At 45.5% G+C, this 17,560-nt stretch carries 10 protein-coding genes; 4 read left to right on the forward strand and 6 right to left on the reverse strand.

The features are described from left to right. Positions 1 to 28: 28 nt before the first annotated feature. Positions 29 to 433 (reverse strand): NIL domain-containing protein, encoded by a 405-nt coding sequence (locus tag QZW82_RS15790; RefSeq protein ID WP_293149705.1) that lies wholly within the window; start codon positions 431 to 433, stop codon positions 29 to 31. Positions 434 to 610: 177 nt separating this feature from the next. Here QZW82_RS15790 and QZW82_RS15795 point away from each other — a divergent pair, with 177 nt between their 5' ends. The 4 genes from QZW82_RS15795 (at position 611) to QZW82_RS15810 (ending at position 7,818) form a co-directional block, all read left to right on the forward strand. Next, positions 611 to 1,207 carry a thioredoxin family protein gene (locus QZW82_RS15795; protein ID WP_293149707.1) on the forward strand — a complete coding sequence of 199 codons (597 nt, stop codon included), beginning with the start codon at positions 611 to 613 and terminating at the stop codon, positions 1,205 to 1,207. 425 nt (positions 1,208 to 1,632) lie between these two features. Continuing rightward, entirely contained in the window at positions 1,633 to 4,857 is a 3,225-nt protein-coding gene (locus QZW82_RS15800) for an efflux RND transporter permease subunit (protein ID WP_293149709.1), read from the forward strand. Positions 4,858 to 5,247: 390 nt separating this feature from the next. Beyond that, positions 5,248 to 6,348, forward strand: coding sequence for a hypothetical protein (locus QZW82_RS15805; protein ID WP_293149711.1), 1,101 nt, complete (start codon positions 5,248 to 5,250; stop codon positions 6,346 to 6,348). A 297-nt stretch (positions 6,349 to 6,645) separates the two neighbouring features. Next, positions 6,646 to 7,818, forward strand: coding sequence for a TRC40/GET3/ArsA family transport-energizing ATPase (locus tag QZW82_RS15810; protein ID WP_293149713.1), 1,173 nt, complete (start codon positions 6,646 to 6,648; stop codon positions 7,816 to 7,818). Between the two features lie 493 nt (positions 7,819 to 8,311). Here the strand turns inward: QZW82_RS15810 and QZW82_RS15815 are convergent, their stop codons facing one another. The 5 genes from QZW82_RS15815 to QZW82_RS15835 form a co-directional block, all read right to left on the reverse strand. Continuing rightward, a complete protein-coding gene (locus tag QZW82_RS15815) occupies positions 8,312 to 8,773 on the reverse strand; it encodes a GNAT family N-acetyltransferase (RefSeq protein WP_293149715.1) in 462 nt (153 codons plus the stop codon). Positions 8,774 to 8,998: 225 nt separating this feature from the next. Next, on the reverse strand, positions 8,999 to 9,532 hold the full coding sequence (locus tag QZW82_RS15820) for a hypothetical protein (protein ID WP_293149717.1): 534 nt from the start codon (positions 9,530 to 9,532) through the stop codon (positions 8,999 to 9,001). Positions 9,533 to 10,569: 1,037 nt separating this feature from the next. After that, on the reverse strand, positions 10,570 to 11,352 hold the full coding sequence (locus QZW82_RS15825; RefSeq protein WP_293149719.1) for an alpha/beta hydrolase: 783 nt from the start codon (positions 11,350 to 11,352) through the stop codon (positions 10,570 to 10,572). Between the two features lie 184 nt (positions 11,353 to 11,536). Next, positions 11,537 to 13,855, reverse strand: a complete 2,319-nt coding sequence (locus tag QZW82_RS15830; RefSeq protein ID WP_293149721.1) for a DNA phosphorothioation-associated putative methyltransferase — start codon at positions 13,853 to 13,855, stop codon at positions 11,537 to 11,539. A 257-nt stretch (positions 13,856 to 14,112) separates the two neighbouring features. Then, a complete protein-coding gene (locus QZW82_RS15835) occupies positions 14,113 to 17,553 on the reverse strand; it encodes a response regulator (RefSeq protein WP_293149723.1) in 3,441 nt (1,146 codons plus the stop codon). Between the last annotated feature and the right edge of the window lie 7 nt (positions 17,554 to 17,560).

The raw sequence follows: 17,560 nt of genomic DNA on the forward strand, positions 1-17,560 counted from the left end.
GCTGACTCCGATAAATTTGCGTGCGGGCTTAGAGATTAGTAGAAATAGCTTGCACCGGACAAGTAGGGATGCACTGCTCGCAGACGATACAGCGCGATCGAGCAAACGTTAGTTTAAAGCTTTCTGGGTCAAGGGTCAAGGCTTCTGTCGGGCAAACCCCCGTGCACAAGCCGCAGTGAACGCAGGTATCTTCATCGATGAGTATTTCCCTGCTGGCTAGGGAAACGCCGATATTTTGCGATCGCATCCAGTCGATCGCCGCTTCTAGTTGGTCAATGTCCCCTGATAACTCTAGCACCAGTTTGCCCACTTGATTCGGAGCCACCTGAGCGCGGATAATGTTGGCTGCAACATTAAAATCCTTGGCCAGTCGATAGGTGACAGGCATTTGGATCGATCGTTGTGGAAACGTCAGCGTTACCCGTTTTTTCACTGTTACCTCGGTAATTTACAAACACAATCTTTCTTATCTTATTGTTTTAGCGCACTTGCTCTAATTACTGGCCTCAGCCAAATTTTTGATGAGATTGGTCTGATTATCTCAAAATGTGGTATAATTTAAAGTGCTTATTAAAAATAAAAACATAGAAATAAGATCCCAATTTATTTTATGAGTCTTAATTCGCCCAACTCAACTCCTGCACCCGCAGATTCCGAAATAAACGCCGCCGCGCGCGTCAGAAACTTATTGATCGTATTAGCAGCGATCGCCCTTTCAGTATCCCTCTTCTTAGGAGTGCGAACTCAAACGCCAGCAAGCAGTCTCACCGAAATGGCAAAAGCCTCGGCACCGATAGCAACAGCCTTAACAAACGGCAAGCCAACACTCATGGAATTTTATGCTGATTGGTGCGGTAGCTGTCAAGCAATGGCTAAGGACTTAAGCGCCATCAAACAGAAATATGCCGAACCAATGAATTTTGTCATGCTAAATGTAGACAACGACAAATGGCTACCAGAAATCACCAAATATCGAGTAGATGGCATTCCCCACTTTGTCTATTTGAATAATAAAGGCAGCAGCGTTGCTGAAACCATCGGCGAAACCCCACGCAGTATTATGGAAGAAAATTTAGAGGCTTTAATTGCCGGAAAACCAATACCGCACTCGCAATCTTCCGGTCAAGTTTCTGATTTTACTCCCGCCACAGGCCCTGTGAAAACAAGCAGTTCAGACCCGCGCGCCCACGGCAGTCAAGTACAGTAAATCAAGGAAGAGGGAACAGGGAACAGGGGGAGCATCTCATTTTTGCAAAAAGCATTTTTTCTTTCAGTGCGAGCGTCCCCGCTCGCGTGCTTTATAAAGCACGCGAGCGGGGACGCTCGCACTACTATAAATGCAAAACTGAGAGGCTCCCGGAACAGGGAACAGGGAACAGGAAACAGATAGTAATACCTTACAGAAATTCCACAGTCGATCGCAAGTTTAGCAAATTTTCATTGCGGGCGATCGGCTATGTCTAAAGGAATATAAAAAAACACTTTTTTGAGATTTTATTAAGATTTATTATACTACTCGTAAGGTGCGTCCGTAAAATTTATTTCTCCTCGACCTAAATTTAAGACTGACGCACCCTACTAAAATTAATGTGACTGACTGGGTAAACTCTTCAATCCAAAATCTAAAATCGAATGAGCGCCGACAAAACCGGATTTAGTATTAGCGCGATCGCGATTCGCCGCCACATCGGCACTATAATGCTGACATTGGCGATCGTCGTAGTGGGCATTTTCTACATCACCCAACTCCCCGTTGACTTGCTACCCTCCATCACCTATCCCCGCATCAGCGTGCGCCTAGACGCCCCCGGAGTCTCGCCAGAAGTCGCAGTTGACGAAATTACCCGCCCCCTCGAACAAGGACTTTCAGCCACAGAAGGAGTCACGCAAGTCTTTTCCCGCACCCGCGAAGGACAAGTCAGCGTCGATTTATTCTTCAAAACCGGCGGCGATATTGACCAAGCCCTCAACGACGCCACAGCCTCCGTCAACCGCATTCGCAACCGACTTCCCGACACAGTTGCATCCCCCACTCTGTTTAAATTTGACCCTTCCCAACAGCCGGTTTACGAATTTGCGCTGACTTCAGACTCGCGCCAAGGCGTAGATTTGCGAGTATTCGCCGATGACGAATTAGCCAGGGAAATTAACGTAATTCCCGGAGTAGCTTCCGTTGACGTTTCCGGCGGGGTTCAAGAAGAAATTCAAGTTAATATTGACCTGAACCGGCTGCAAAGTTTAGGAGTTAATCTTAACGATGTTTTTAGTGCTTTGCGCGATCGCAATTTAGACACTTCCGGCGGCAGACTGCGCCAAGAATCCAACGAACCCCTGACTCGCACCATCGGGCGATTTAAAACAGCCGCCGAAATCAACAACCTTTCCTTTCAAATATCCGGTTCCAACCCGCCCAAACGAGTTTACCTGCGCGATTTTGCCGCAGTCAAAGACGGTACAGAAGAACAGCGAGTTAAAGTTTTTCTAAATCAAAAACCTGCCGTTAAAATTAGCATTTTGAAACAGCCGGACGCCAACACGATTACGGTTGTGGACGGAGTGAAAAATCGCCTCAAACAAATGCAGGAATCCGGCTTGATTTCGGCAGACATGAAAGTAGTTACCACCTTAGACGAATCCCGATTCATCCGCAATTCCCTAGCCGATGTCGCGAATGCCGGAATTTCCGGGGCAGTCTTGGCTGCGATCGCCGTTTTGTTCTTTTTAGGTTCCCTCAGACAAACGCTGATTATCTCTCTGACTATTCCCCTGTGTACTTTAGCTGCAATTATTTTAATGAAGCTGTTCGGGTTGTCGCTGAACTTGTTTAGTTTGGGCGGTTTAGCCTTGGGAATCGGTCAGGCGATCGATACTAGCGTAGTTATTTTAGAAAATATTGTAGTCGGTTTAAACAGCAACCCCGATCTCAAAAAAGGCAAAATCAAAAATCGCCAACAACTAACCATAGAAGAGTCGGTAATGCGGAGTCAAGAAGTAGAATCAGCAATGGTTGCTTCCACTGCCGCTAACTTAGTATCTGTGCTGCCATTTTTGCTGATTGGCGGCTTCTTTTCCCTGCTATTTAGCGAATTAATTTTGACAATTTGCTTTGCAGTAGCAGCGTCTCTGCTAGTAGCTGTAACTGTAGTACCGATGCTGACTTCCCGCTTGATGGGAATGTCTTATTCCAGCGGCGTCAGTCAGTTCGGGCCGATCGCACTTTTCAACCGCAGCTTTGAAAACGGCACCCGGGCCTACGGTGCGGTGCTGTCAAAAGTGCTGGGTTTGCGCTTAATTATCATTCCACTAGCTTTTATAATTTTAGGCTGCGGAACTTGGGTGATGGCAAGTCAAATTCCCCAGGAAATATTGCCAAGAATCAATACAAGTCAAGCGCGATTATTTGCTTTGTTTCCTCCCGGTACTAACTTAGAAACCAATCAAAAAGTAGTTGCAGCCGCCGATAAACTGCTGCTCGCACAGCCAGAAACCGAGTATACTTTAACCACAGCCGGAGGGCTGCTGTTCGGCAACAATACGATCGAGAATTTGCTCCGGGGAAGCAGCACGATTACGCTGAAAAAAGGTACAAATACGATCGCCTTTACGGAAAGACTGACTGAGGAATTAAGGAAAATCGACGTTCCCAAGGGAACTCGCTTGCGCTTAGTCCCAGAGGGAATCAGGGGTTTAGTGTTAACGAATTCTCCAGTCAGGGGCGGCGAAATTGATGTCATACTTCAGGGCAAAACCGAAAAATCACTGCAAGAAGCAGGCCGCCAGATATTAACAGCATTGGATGAAAAGGTAAAATTAGCCAGGTTTCGGCCCGATGGAGATGCGCCGCAGTCGGAAGTGCAAATTCGTCCAGACTGGGAAAGAGCTTCTTTGTACGGGCTCAGTGCCCGAGACATTGGGCAGACAGTTCAAACAGCAATTGAAGGTTCTATTCCGACTCAGGTGCAGCGGGGAAACCGTTTGGTAGACGTGCGCGTGCAGTTCGATCGCACTTCTGTCAAATCCACCGCCCAACTCGGACAAATTCCGTTATCTGGTAATAATAGCATCGTCCGTTTGAGCGATGTGGCAAAAATTGCGATCGGCAAAGCGCCGGGAGAAATTCAGCGTCTCAACCAGCGGCAAGTTTTCTTAATTGTCGGAAACTTAAATCGCGGTGCAAGTTTAGGCGATGCTGTCAAGCAAGTCGATGCAGTTTTAGCCCAATTAAAGTTACCGCCAGGAGTCAGAATTGTGCCAAGTTCCGCTGCGGAAACCAACCAGCAATTGCAAACTGCGCTCAAAGTTTTGGGCGGGTTGGCGACTTTTTTAGTGTTTGTAGCGATGGCGGTGCAGTACAATTCCCTAGTCGATCCGCTGGTGATTTTGCTGACAGTGCCGCTGGCGTTGGCTGGGGGGATTTTCGGGCTGTACGTGACCAAAACTGCGATCGGGGCCACGGTGATGATCGGGGCAATTTTGCTCGTGGGAATCATCGTGAATAACGGCATTATTATGGTAGAATTGGCCAACCAAATTCGGGAAGATGAAAAGGTCGATCGCCCGACAGCAATTATCAGGGCGGCACCTCAACGTTTGCGTCCGATTTTGATGACAACTATTACCACAGTTTTGGGTTTGTTTCCCCTCGCTTTGGGAATTGGAGAAGGTTCGGAGTTTCTGCAACCTTTGGGTGTCGTGGTGTTTTCTGGTTTGTCGCTGGCTACTTTGCTGACGCTGTTTATTATTCCGTGTTTCTATATTTTGCTGCACGATTTCTTCGGGATGTTTGCAGCGAAGAAGAAGCCGCAGGCGGTGGCTGTTCCCGTGCAGAAAACTGCGAGAAAGAATGCCAATTTGTAAATGTAGGGTGCTTATGGCGCACCTTACGATTTGGGCGCTTTCCCACAGTCCGGCGGGGGTTTAAACCCCTGCCTCATAGCGAAAGTCGGTTAAAAACTACAATCTTGCATCATTCTCGATCGAGGGGTTATTCGTGGGGTTTGGGCGGGTTTATTTAACCTGTTTGCTACCTTTATAGTCCTTGGCGAACCCGCCCCTACAGATTATTAAAAATGGTGCAAAATATCAATTAAAAACCGACTGTATTTCGATCGAGCATCGCAATTATCGTAATTCCTGTAGGGGCGGGTTCACTAATAACCTTAAAGGATGCAGACAGGTTAAATAAACCCGCCCCCACCCCGCGCAAAATTCCTGGATCGAATCTACACAACATATCTGAATATATGTATGCTTATTAAACCAAAACGTGAAATAAAAAGTGACGGCGGGATATTAACTATAAATCAAACCATCAATTCAGAGTGGGCTATTGCGATAACTTGCGGTCAAAATGTCACTGTGTGCGATCGCAACTTGTCACCAAAATACGAATACCAGCTTCCAGACGAAATTAGCTGCTTAGCCATTAGCGCCAAAGGCGACTTGCTGGCAGCAATTATGGCAAATGGCAATCATTTAGCAATTGTGACAGCAGAAAACCAGCTAGTTTTTGAAGAACAGCTACCTAAACTTCCTAACTATAATGGATTTGAGGACTGCTGGTTTGATGCAGACGGCTTGCGTTTTTGGTGCATGAAAGTAATTGAAGGCAAGGAAGTAGAAATTCAAATTCGCGATACCAATTCATGGCAAATCCAGCGAAAACTTTTGCTCGAAGACCCTTTTGGATCGAGTTCCTTCGGGTTTTACCCGCACCCGGAAAACCAAATTTTAGCTATTTGGGCTGCTGAGGGTCAGGGCTTACAGCAAATTTACTGGCTTTATGATGATGGTACGAGAATTCACGCCGTGGAGGTTCCATGTCCCCATGACGCAGCACCTCCAGAATTTCATCCTGCTGGTAGGGAATTTGTGACCGTACATGATTGTGGGCGAAAAATCAGCCGATTCAGTTTTCCCGACTGCAATCTACTGGGAATATGCGAATGGCCTCATGCGAATGACGGTTTTGGCTACTATATGTGCTACGTATCGGACGATCGCATTCTAGTCAACACAGATGAAGGACTCATGTATCTAATCGATCTTAACAAAATGGAGATATTAGATGCACTAATTTTAATCGGTCACGAACCACGTTCGTCTCAAGAACTTTTTCCTAATCTCAAGGATGTTGAAGAAGGGCTTTGTGGCGACTTGGACTATTTCTATGGTTTTGATTCAGATAGTATTCTGTCCGTTCATTCACAAGTCCTGAGTCAAGAACCTCGCTCTAAACAGAAGACATTAGTTATCTTCGGCGGAAAAGAGCTGTTTGGTTCGCTGGCGAAGGTACAACCATCCGCACCCTATAGTAAATTATTCATTCAATCTTTGCGAATATCTTAAGAGGATGTTTGAAAAGTCAAAGGTTGTCACAATTAACACCCGATCCCCCTAAATCCCCCTTAAGAAGGGGGACTTTGAGCCGGATTCTGGTTCCCCCTTTTTAAGGGGGCTAGGGGGATCGGGTGTTTTGATACCAACGCAAGGACTTTTCAAACACCCTCTAAGGGACACCCCAGCCACCCCAGCCGACGCCCCACCAGCACCCCACAGACTGATATTTTGTAGCCTCAGTCTCATAAAGTTACATTCCGTTACAATAAAAAAGTAAACAGAACTTGCAGGCGAGCTCAAAAATCAATGCGCTTAATCTTAATGACCGGAAAAGGCGGCGTCGGGAAAACCTCCGTAGCCGCTGCTACAGGGCTGCGATGCGCCGAATTGGGATACAAAACCCTAGTGCTGAGCACAGATCCCGCCCACTCCTTGGCCGACAGCTTCGACATGGAGCTCGGACACGACGCCCGACTCGTAAAACCCAACTTGTGGGGAGCAGAATTGGACGCCCTCAGAGAATTAGAAGGCAACTGGGGAGCAGTAAAACGCTACATTAGTGAAGTTTTGAAAGCCCAGGGACTTGAGGGCGTGCAAGCTGAAGAACTAGCCATTTTGCCGGGAATGGACGAAATATTCGGTTTGGTGCGGATGAAACGGCATTACGACGAGGGAATATATGATGTTTTAATTATCGATTCTGCCCCCACCGGCACAGCATTGCGACTCCTAAGTTTGCCAGAAGTTGGCGGCTGGTACATGAGAAAATTTTACAAGCCATTGCAAGGCATATCAGCCGCCCTCAGACCTTTAGTTGAACCGATTTTTAGACCAATTGCCGGCTTTTCTTTGCCGAACAAAGAGGTGATGGATGCACCTTATGAATTTTACGAACAAATCGAAGCTCTGGAAAAGATTTTAACTGATAATACTGTGACTTCGGTAAGGTTAATCACTAATCCCGAAAAAATGGTAATTAAAGAGTCTTTGCGCGCCCACGCTTATTTGAGTTTGTACAATGTTGCCACAGATTTAATCGTAGCCAATCGGATTATTCCCGAAGAAGTAACCGATCCCTTTTTCAAGCGCTGGAAAGAAAACCAGCAGGAGTACAAGCAGGAAATTCACGAGAACTTCCGGCCGCTACCAGTGAAAGAAGTGCCGCTTTATTCCGAAGAAATGTGCGGTTTGCCAGCCTTGGAGCGATTGAAAGAAACGCTTTACAAAGACGAAGATCCTAGCAAAGTTTATTACACAGAAAATACGATTAAGATTGTGCAGGACAACAATCAATATGTTCTAGAACTGTATTTGCCTGGAATTGCTAAGGATCAGATTCAGTTGAGCAAAACTGGTGATGAGTTGAATGTTCGGATTGGGAATCACCGCCGCAATATGGTATTGCCGCAAGCTTTAGCTGCACTGCAACCTTCCGGGGCGAAGATGGAGGATGATTATTTGAAGATTAAGTTTGCTTAATTTAACAGGACTTACGCAGGCACAATATAAATAGTTTGCCTGTGTAAGTCCTGTATTTTTAGTTTAGTCATTGTAGAGACTATCTACTCAGTCAAACATCTGAACTCAAGGCTATTTTAGTAATTTAACTCAACAAAGTAATCAACGGGTCTCGTCTAATTCGGTTTACTTCCTTGTTATACGAATTTTTCATGAGGCTGCATATAATCCGATCCCCCCTTAGCTTGCCCCCTACTCCCCCTTAATAAGCAGGGTGGTTTTATTGTCAGGATAGGAAATTTCTAACTACGAAAAGTATTGCTCGCCAAGGTACGTAGTTTCGATCTTTGCGCTGTTAGCTAATCTTATAAAGAGCGCTGAAGCGCAACTACGTACCTAATTTTCTGACGACAATAAAACCTCCCTGCCTAGCCCCCTTAATAAGGGGGGGAAAGATTTTTCTCAAAGTCCCCCTTTTTAAGGGGGATTTAGGGGGATCAAGATATGTGCAACTTCACATTAAATTGGTATTAGCCCACTTCATTGGTGTTCCCCATATTCCCTTTGTGAAGAAGCGATCGCCACTTTTGACAAACCCTACTTTCTGGTAAAAGCCTACTGCAACATCAGATGCGTTAACCGTGATTTCATCAAGCTCGTTGCTGCATCGGGTGAATAGTTCTCTACCGATTCCTTGCCCCGAAAATTCTCTGCGGACGAACAACAATGACAGATGATTGCCTCTCCGAAATGCAATAAAACCAACAACTATCCCATTCCATGTAGCAACTAGCGTTTTCTCGCTACTCAAAATTCTTGCTCTTAATTCTTCTAGATCGGAAATTTGTTTCCATTCAGCAACGCTTTCTGGTGTTCCATCTGTGAGTTCCCATAGATCCGCAGAAGCCCACATACAAGCACTAATTTCTTGTTCGTCCCCAAGCTGCGGAGGTCGATAGGCAATTGCGTTTATCATTGTGGTGCGATCGTTGAAATGGTGTACCATGATGAAAGCGAAGTACCCAACCGCTGGTTGTTCGCGACCAAAGAGAGTTTCTGCGTGTATTAGTGTTAGTCTGGCGATCGCAACAGACGACTAAAACCCTCTTGGCCAAAGTGTTTATCAGTTGTCAAGGCTTCCAGAATACCTCGATCGCGCATCAACACAAAAATTATACATTCCTACACAAAATAAGTTCTATCATTTCGCTAGACCTTCCTGTTTCATTTCGTATCCCAACAGTTTAGAGAAGTAATCCAAAGTTTCTTGATGTCGGTCATACATATGTATAACCGAAGCCAATTTTTCATCTACAGTGAATACTCCATCAGGACAAACTTTAAAGCGATTCAAGGATGCGCCAGTAATTGTTAGTACAGGGCCCATGGCATTTTCATGAACTTCAAACGGAATATTCTTAAACCCATCAGTGTAGAAAAGATGATTAAAGACTGATTGCTCGATACCAATAAAGGGAGTTTTCAAAATTTCTGCACATAGAACTTCAAGGAAAGCATCGACTCCCTTGAAGCTTCCCATAATTGTGCCAATGCAAATCGCTGGTTTGCCTACCACCTTTTGCAAAGCCTTGGAACCGTAGCTATCGCCATACCACTTTGTATCCCAGTAATCGTCACCTCCATACTGGACATCCTGCTTAAAAAAGTGTAATTCTGAGGAATCTACCTCATCAAAAAAGGGTGACTGAAAAGCTACATCTTTTACATCTGACATAAAGACTTTCTTATACTGTGGATTCGTTTTTAGGAAGTCTCTGTAAGTGAACCACCGGACAAAATGAGGATGATGCCATAGCTTCAATAGCTGAACGTACATTTCGTAAAATATAACTCTTAATGACGGTATATTTTGAGTTGACAGTGCCAGCCATCTTGTTGGGTAGAGTATGCATCTATTGAGAAGCTTGGAGAACTTATTTACACTAGGGGAATAGTTATTTGGAGTGTATGAAAATGTTACCGAATACTCTTTGGCAATTTGACAAAGCTGATTGTTAACATTATTCGTGCAGATGACTAAGTCGCATACTTGAGGAGCATAGACGCTACGAAGAGTTTTTGCAAATACCTCTAGTCTCTCTGGATTTAGATTAGTTGCAAATCCAAGGACAACATTCTCAATTTGGTGATCCGACATAGTTATAATCCTTCGTCAAAACAGATAAAACCTAACTATAGCAGCCCTAAATCAGTCGAAAAATTGATGGATGCCAGAACCTTTGCAGTGTAAGCGTTTTACTAGCGTATAATGCCAGCAAATCATTTAGGATTGGTATATCTAATATTACAGGCCGTTTAGGATAATTGTCAAGTTTCTGGCTAAACACCCTATATGGAATCAAAAGCCGAAAGTTTCTGCCTAAAATCCCTATTTTATCTGATTAGACCGAAATTTTGTGCCCAATCACACAAATCGTGGTGTTATGTGGAAAATTTCGGGCATTATTATTTAGACCCGCACGCGATCGAGTGCGGGTCAAGCATTAGTCGTAGGGAGTGATTAGTCCGCTCGCTAGCAATTAATATCAAGTCAGCGCCGATCGCAATCTATTAGCTGATGGATTAATCGTCACACCCACACTTAGGATCGCAAATTAAATAATTTACACTCTTGAAAGTGGGATGGGCGGGAGAGCCCGTTCTTTCTTGCTGGCAAGATTTATATCCGCATCATCACCATCAAATCGATAAATATTTTGACTCATTTACTACTCCGTAGTTGATTGTTTTTGGAATGAAAGGCGATCGCATTTAACCCTTCGACGTTGATTCAGTGTATCCGATCGCACTCACGATATCGCGATCGATCGCACTCAGCCAATTCTCCTGTTGGGATTGAACACTGTGCACAAAGCAACTCAACAAAAAGGCGATCGACCTCACAGAGTCTTGATTTGAGAAATCCGCTGTGTTATCCTCTTCCGGTGCACCGCTGGGTTGTGGAGAATCATTGATGCTGTAATGGTTTAAACCCGTTAACTCAATGAAGGTTTTTGCTGGTGCTGGTATCCTCTGAAATGCCGATCGCGAAAGTGTTTGAGGAACCACTGAGTCCTTTTCCCCAGATAGCATTAGGATAGGAGGCAACGGGGCGATCGCGCTAGTGTTTGATGGTGCGTTCGATCCGTAGGTAACTATCGCCATGAGTTGACTGGACAGTTCAGGAGAATTAGCGCCTACAGTACCGAAAGCAGCCATACCACCAGCCGAATGTCCTAACAATATAACTCCTCTATCGAGAGCATTATTAAGCGAGGGACAACTCGAAGGTTTCAGTGCGGCAAAAACCTTCGCCGCTGAACTGTTATCTGGACAAAGATAATCTCTGCCAACTGGGAAGCAGTTTGGCACAATTACCCAGAATTGATGCTTAGTCAACTCGGTTGCGATCGCAGTATATTCTAACTTGTCGATTTCAACTCCCTGTAAGATTAAGATGACGGAAGATGAGTCATCATCTTCAAGGAGTGGTTGGGGAGGATATATATCGAAAGGAATCGGAGATGCCAAGTTAGGCGTTATGGATATGGGCATATACTGTTTAATAAAATTAGGATACTATTCTTTAAATTTAGGACACGGTTTGTAGTAAGGACTTTAGTCCTTTATCCATGGATGAAGAAGGACTGAAGTCCTCACTACGAAACTTTTTCCTCTCTTGGTTTGTAGTGAGGACTTTAGTCCTTTTTGAATGGATGAAGAAGGACTGAAGTCCTCACTACGAACCTTTTTCATCTGCCTCTTCCTTCTCCTCCTCTGTGCTCTCTGCGCCCTCTGCGGTTCCTTCAATCTTTCCCCCATTAACCTCAATTTTTCGCGAGTGACGTTCAGACGCAGCTTGTTGCAGAATTTTCAATTTTTCCGGGTCAGCATCCGATCGCCAAAATAACTTATGACCTTTAATCTTAACGCAATTGTCCTCCAAACACTGTACCCATTCCCGATATTTCCTAACCGCACCACCATCGAGAATCCCCAACTTTTCCTCTTGGCGGGTGAGTTTTGCAAACTTTTCGTAATGCGGATAACTAGGCGTCACAAAAGCTTCTTTTCTGACTAAAAGTGGCGGGTTGTATACATCGGAATAGTCTTGATAGCTGACAGAAAGGTCGCCCAAATGTATGTGCATAGACTTGTGCAGGGCTGGATGCGGATTAGTGTCAAAATCTGGATAAAACAAATAGGAAATTTGAGGTTTGCAAGCATGAAATTTGACGATTGTAGCGCCGTCCAGCCTGCCAATTGTGCGGTTGGCGCAGCCTTCGTAGAGGCGCAGCAAAGGGTCGAGTTCTTCTAAAAATGAGACGTGGACTGAAAGGGAACCGTGCTGTTTGTAGCCGATCGCACTATCCTCGCAACAATCCGCCACAATATCCGGTTTGCTCAGGCTGTATAGCATTAAATCTGCCAAAGTGCAAGCCCTCTGATAACTGTCAAACAAACCCTTGATGTCATTGCGGATTTGAGCCGGAAGCCGCCGCATCGGAGGGCGATCGCCCAAACCGTTAAGAGCGAGATATACTAGCAAATCCTGGCGGCGCTTGTCGGCGATTGTCTCCCAATCATCCGCATCCGTTGCTTGCAAAATCACCCTCCAAGCCCGATTAAAACTGTGAAATTCCTCCTTAATTGGCGCTTCTTCGGCTAATTCGCCCTTCACCGGAAGCCGGCCGCGATCGCTCACAAAAGCCATCAAAGGAGCCAACATTTCCTCGTAATCCTCAAAACGCTTGACTTGCGATCGCACTCTGGGAGTCGCTAAGTGCGATCGAAATCGAGAAGCCCGAAAACCCTCACCCTCCGCCGCATCCCGAAACACAAAATAAATCCCCAAAGCCACAGGAATCGCATCAACATTCAAAACTTGGTCGATATAAATTTTCAATTCTTCCTGTTCGTAATACTTCTGAAAAGTATTCCGAGAAGTAATCACCCCATCCCCATAAGCAATTTGACCGCGATCCGGATCGTCAATCAAAACCTGAGCCGCCACCACCAATAAATTCTTAGTTAATTCCCAAGCATTCAGCAAAGCTTCTCGGCGTTCCGCCAAAGATTCAATCACATTAATTACATAACCAATATTCACAATATCCGCACAAATTTGCGGAGTATCCGGCTGATAGTACGGATCCCAACCAGCAGCACCATAACCCTCTTGGCTAATACATTTAACATCCCCACCGTAACCGCAACCGTAATCAAAAAAAGTCATCCCATCAACAAACAAATCAGATTCCAAAACCAGGCGCACAGGTTTAGAAATAGAGTTCCGCACCATCGCAGCTTTGTGCCGCTCAATCTTGGGAATTGATAACTCACTATTCTCCTGTTTCAAACGCTCGACAACAGCATGATCGTGGATTTCCACACCGCAATATCCCAAATATTTAAGCCAACCATCGCGAGTGCCAATGACGCTTGTATTGTCCAGCAGTCCCCATCCTTCCTCGCAGCGAGTCAGCCGAGCAAACTTCTCGTAATTGGGATAATCGGGTGTCACAAAAGTTTCTTTGCGGTGCAAAACTGGTGGATTTTCGCTGTTGCTGTAATCGAAATATTTAACTTCGCCTGTTTCTAGATTAATTTGGATGCTATTTTGCAAAGCAGGGTGAGCGTCCGTATCGAAATCGGGGTAAAAAAGATAAGATATTTTAGGTTGATTGAGGGAAAACTTAACTAAAGTTGCTTCATCAATATTTTCGAGATGGCGTCTGGCACAATTTTCGTAAATTACCAGGACAGGATTGAGTGCTGACAAAGCCGAAACGTGAACGTAAAAAGCCGTTGGTAATTTTTTGCCTATTTTGCTTTCCCGACAGCACCGAGCTATTTTGGTCACCAGACTATCAACAGAAAATTTATTAATTTCCTCAGGCGGACACGGCACGGCATTTACAGAAGTTTCCCCAGAAATAGCATTGTTTTCATGTAATAAAACTTCCCGAGCAAAATCCATCAAAGGCGTTAGCAGTTCTCCATTATTTTCTAATGGTTCGCTATGTGAAACAGGGTTTGTATCGGTATCGTAAGTCATAGATTAACTCATCGATTTTTGAAAGTAACCGCAGATAAAAGTAGGGTGCGTCAGGGAGAATATTCTTCGTCTTTTGTTAACAAAATCCGTCCTGACGCACCCTACAATAACTGAGCCTACAATAATATCGTCTCCGATCGATTGCAATAAGTAAGGTTCGTAGTGTGGACTTTAGTCCGCAACATACTGCGGACTAAAGTCCACACTACGAACGGCACCCTACAATCACTATGCCGACGCATCTAAAAACTTAAATTTTAACCAAACATTCGAGTTTCCACAAACTCTTGAACTCTGGCTAAATGACTGGACAAACTCGCTAATATGCTTTCAACCCTCTCAATAGTTGACAATCCAGAAGCTGGCGGTTGAGATTGAAAGCCTCGCGCCTGATGCTCCAATTGTGCTGCTAAATCCGACATCTGAGCAACTCCCACATTTGCAGAAGTTCCCTTCAGACGGTGAGCTTGATATTCCACAGTTGGCCAATCTTTAGCTTCTGCGGCTATTTTGGCAGCATCCACATCAGCTTGTGCGTTTCCCACAAATGCTTGCAAGAGTCGCTCGGGCAATTTGACATTAACCTGTCCGAGTTGCTGCAATCTGCTTTTATCGAACAGTCCGTCGCAGTCTGCGTGTTCCCAAGATTGCAGTTCGCGCGGCGAAGCTATCGGGTTCTTAATCGCCCTTGGTGCCGGCACAGCCACAGGCTTTGCTGCTTCCAAAACTTCTGGATAATTTGTTTCTAATTGAGGATTTTGTACCAAATTAATACCTTTAACTCCATACTTATTTTTAAACTCAACATTTTGGGATTCATATTTTTTCAGCGCCACGGCCAAAGCATCTAAATCTACAGGTTTGCTGAGATAATCATCCATCCCCGCCGCCAGACATTTTTCTCGTTCTCCCGGCATAGCGTGAGCCGTTAAAGCAATCACAAAAGTATGCCGATCGCCCTTTTCTCGTTCCCTTAACTTTTTTGTCGTTTCATAACCGTCAAGGATTGGCATTTGACAGTCCATCAACACCAAATCATAGCTTTTCTGTGCCAGCAAGTCCAGCGCTTCTTGACCGTTGGAGGCGGAGTCAGCATGATAGCCTAAAGCTGTCAACTGTTCGACAATAACTTCTTGATTGATCGGGTGGTCTTCCGCCAGCAATATTCTCATAGATGAGGGTGAATTGGGAGTAACATATCGAGAATTAACTCCTGGCAATTTGCAAGTATTAGCAGCCTCCAAGCTGTCAAAGTCTCCCGTTCCCTTAACCGATGCCAGCAAAGCTTCAAGCAAGCGGGAAGGCCGCACCGGCTCGATTAAATAACCGCTAAAACCATGACAGCAAAGTGCTTCAGCTTTCGGCTGTTCCCGCAAAGCAGTCATGGCGATTAACGAGGCAAATGTCGAGGTCGATCGCACTTTCCGGGCAAATTCCTCAGCATCCAAATCCGGCATTTGCAAGTCCACCAGCACCGCATCGCAGCTTTTTTCGCCTTCCTCTGAATGCCCAGAAATGCTGCTATTGGCATTTCTCAACCAAGTCAAAGCAGCAGCAGCGGTTTCTGCTTCGTAGCAGCGGGCGCCCCAACTTTGAGCGAGCGATCGCACCGCCGCCCTCTTCAAAGCGCTTCCCGAGACTACTAACAGCTTCTTTCCTGCAAGTTCGCCAGTCTGAGGCTCAACTTGCAACTGTTTTTCCAAAGGTACAGCAAACCAAAATGTCGAACCGTTGCCGAGAAAACTGCGAACCCCAATGGCACCTCCCATCATTTCGACTAACTGCTTGCAAATAGCCAAACCCAAACCCGTGCCTCCGTAAGCCCTAGTTGGAGAAGCGTCTACCTGAGAAAAAGATTGGAACAGTTTTGTCTGCCCTTCCGGCGAAATTCCAATGCCTGTATCGCGCACCGAAAATAGCAAACTTTCTCCTTGTCTGCCGTCTGCCAATCGGTTGCTCCGTTTCACACTCACGTGAACTAAGACTTGACCGCGATCGGTAAATTTGATTGCATTTACCGTCAAATTTAGCAATATTTGCTTCAACCTGCCCGAGTCGCCCACCAACTTTTTTGGCACCGCACTGTCAATTAAAAAATCCAATTCAAGACTTTTTTCCTCCGCCAAAGGTGCCACCATTTCTATCACCGATTCCAGGCAGATATCCAAATCAAAATCTGCCTTTTCCAGCCGCATTTCTCCGGCTTCTATCTTAGAAAAATCGAGGATATCATTAATCACGCTCAGCAAATGTTCGGCACTGCGGTAAATAGTCTGAGCCGACTCCCGCTGTTTTGGTTCCAGAGGAGCGCGCAGCAGCAATTGAGCCATGCCCAAAACGCCATTCATTGGAGTACGAATTTCGTGACTCATGTTAGCCAAAAATTGCGACTTGACTCTGCTTGCTTCTAGGGCAGTTTCCCGCGCTTCCACCAACTCATTAATCTTGTCGGCTACCATTACCATTCCCCCCACTTTGCCGTCGGGATTGTACCAAGGGTGAGCTGCCCAGCGCAGGTACATCACAGAGCCGTCTGCTCGTTCCCAAGCATCTTCGCTCACAGAAACTACCTTACCCTTTAACACATCTTGATACATCATTTTCCAGCGATTAGGCGTATCTGGAAACAATTCGTAATGACTGAGATTTGTCAGGGACTGCCACTCAAAATTAAATTGAGTCAGCCATTGGTGAGAGTTAGCTAAATAGCGCATTTGGGTATCGAACATCGCCATTGCTACCGGCACGCAGGTAATAATTTGTTTCAGTTGCTGCCGTTCTCTTTCTAGCGCGTCTTCGGCTTGTTTGCGATCGGTAATATCGCTAATCATGCCGGCCATCCGCAGCGCTTTTCCTTGGGAATTTCGCTGGGCTTTGCCCTGGGAAGTGCAGTAGCGGTAAGCTCCTGAGGAGTGCAGCAGCCGGAATTCTACATTGTAGTCGATCGCCCGATCTAAGTGAGCGGCGATCGCCCGGACGATGCCGTCCTTGTCATCGGGGTGCAGGCGGCTGTAGAGAGCATCCATCGTACTGCCAAATTGATCTCGCGCCAAACCGATAATTTCCAAAAGGCGATCGTTCCAATAAACCTCATTTTTACTTAAATCCCAATCCCAAATTCCGTCGTTCACTCCCTCTAAAACTAACCTGTACCTTTCCTCGCTTTCCTTAAGTTGTTGACTGGTATGAAACGCCTGAGATTCGGCGCGGTAAACGCGAAGGGCATTCTGCAAACTGCGCGACAAACTCTCAGCAGACATTTTGCCTTTAACGATATAATCAGAAGCTCCCGCCTTCATCAATTCCACAGCAATTTGTTCGTCGCCTTGCCCGGTAAGTACAATTAAGGGAACTTTCAGCCCAGATTCCCGTACATTTTTTACCAAAGTCAGTCCGTCTCCGTCTGGCAAGCGGTAGTCTAGGAATACGCAGTCAAATTTGCAGTCAAATATCTGGTTTAATAGCAACGAATTTTCGGTTTCCTCAACCTCGCTTAACTTTTGAGATTTATCTGGATGCGAGAGTTTCGCCGCTGCTATACTAGAACTTTTGCTCACCAATAATTTTGCCAGAGCATCGGCGCAGTCTTCGGCTTCAGTAATTTCTACCGAAACCCGAGCTGACTTGAGCGAGCGTTTGACCGCCATGCGATCGACTTCATCGTCATCAACTATCAGAATTTTGATAAGTTTGTCCATAACAACC

It is taken from the genome of Microcoleus sp. bin48.metabat.b7b8b9.023 (assembly GCF_013299185.1).
Classification (GTDB): Bacteria; Cyanobacteriota; Cyanobacteriia; order Cyanobacteriales; family Microcoleaceae; genus Microcoleus.

What these genes read in the sequence shown, in the direction of transcription:
- QZW82_RS15800 (WP_293149709.1), top strand. Translation starts at nt 1,633, where the DNA reads ATGAGCGCCGACAAAACCGGATTTAGTATTAGCGCGATCGCGATTCGC.
- QZW82_RS15820 (WP_293149717.1), bottom strand. Translation starts at nt 9,532, where the DNA reads ATGTCAGATGTAAAAGATGTAGCTTTTCAGTCACCCTTTTTTGATGAG.
- QZW82_RS15805 (WP_293149711.1), top strand. Translation starts at nt 5,248, where the DNA reads ATGCTTATTAAACCAAAACGTGAAATAAAAAGTGACGGCGGGATATTA.
- QZW82_RS15795 (WP_293149707.1), top strand. Translation starts at nt 611, where the DNA reads ATGAGTCTTAATTCGCCCAACTCAACTCCTGCACCCGCAGATTCCGAA.
- QZW82_RS15815 (WP_293149715.1), bottom strand. Translation starts at nt 8,773, where the DNA reads ATGATAAACGCAATTGCCTATCGACCTCCGCAGCTTGGGGACGAACAA.
- QZW82_RS15825 (WP_293149719.1), bottom strand. Translation starts at nt 11,352, where the DNA reads ATGCCCATATCCATAACGCCTAACTTGGCATCTCCGATTCCTTTCGAT.
- QZW82_RS15810 (WP_293149713.1), top strand. Translation starts at nt 6,646, where the DNA reads ATGCGCTTAATCTTAATGACCGGAAAAGGCGGCGTCGGGAAAACCTCC.
- QZW82_RS15830 (WP_293149721.1), bottom strand. Translation starts at nt 13,855, where the DNA reads ATGACTTACGATACCGATACAAACCCTGTTTCACATAGCGAACCATTA.
- QZW82_RS15835 (WP_293149723.1), bottom strand. Translation starts at nt 17,553, where the DNA reads ATGGACAAACTTATCAAAATTCTGATAGTTGATGACGATGAAGTCGAT.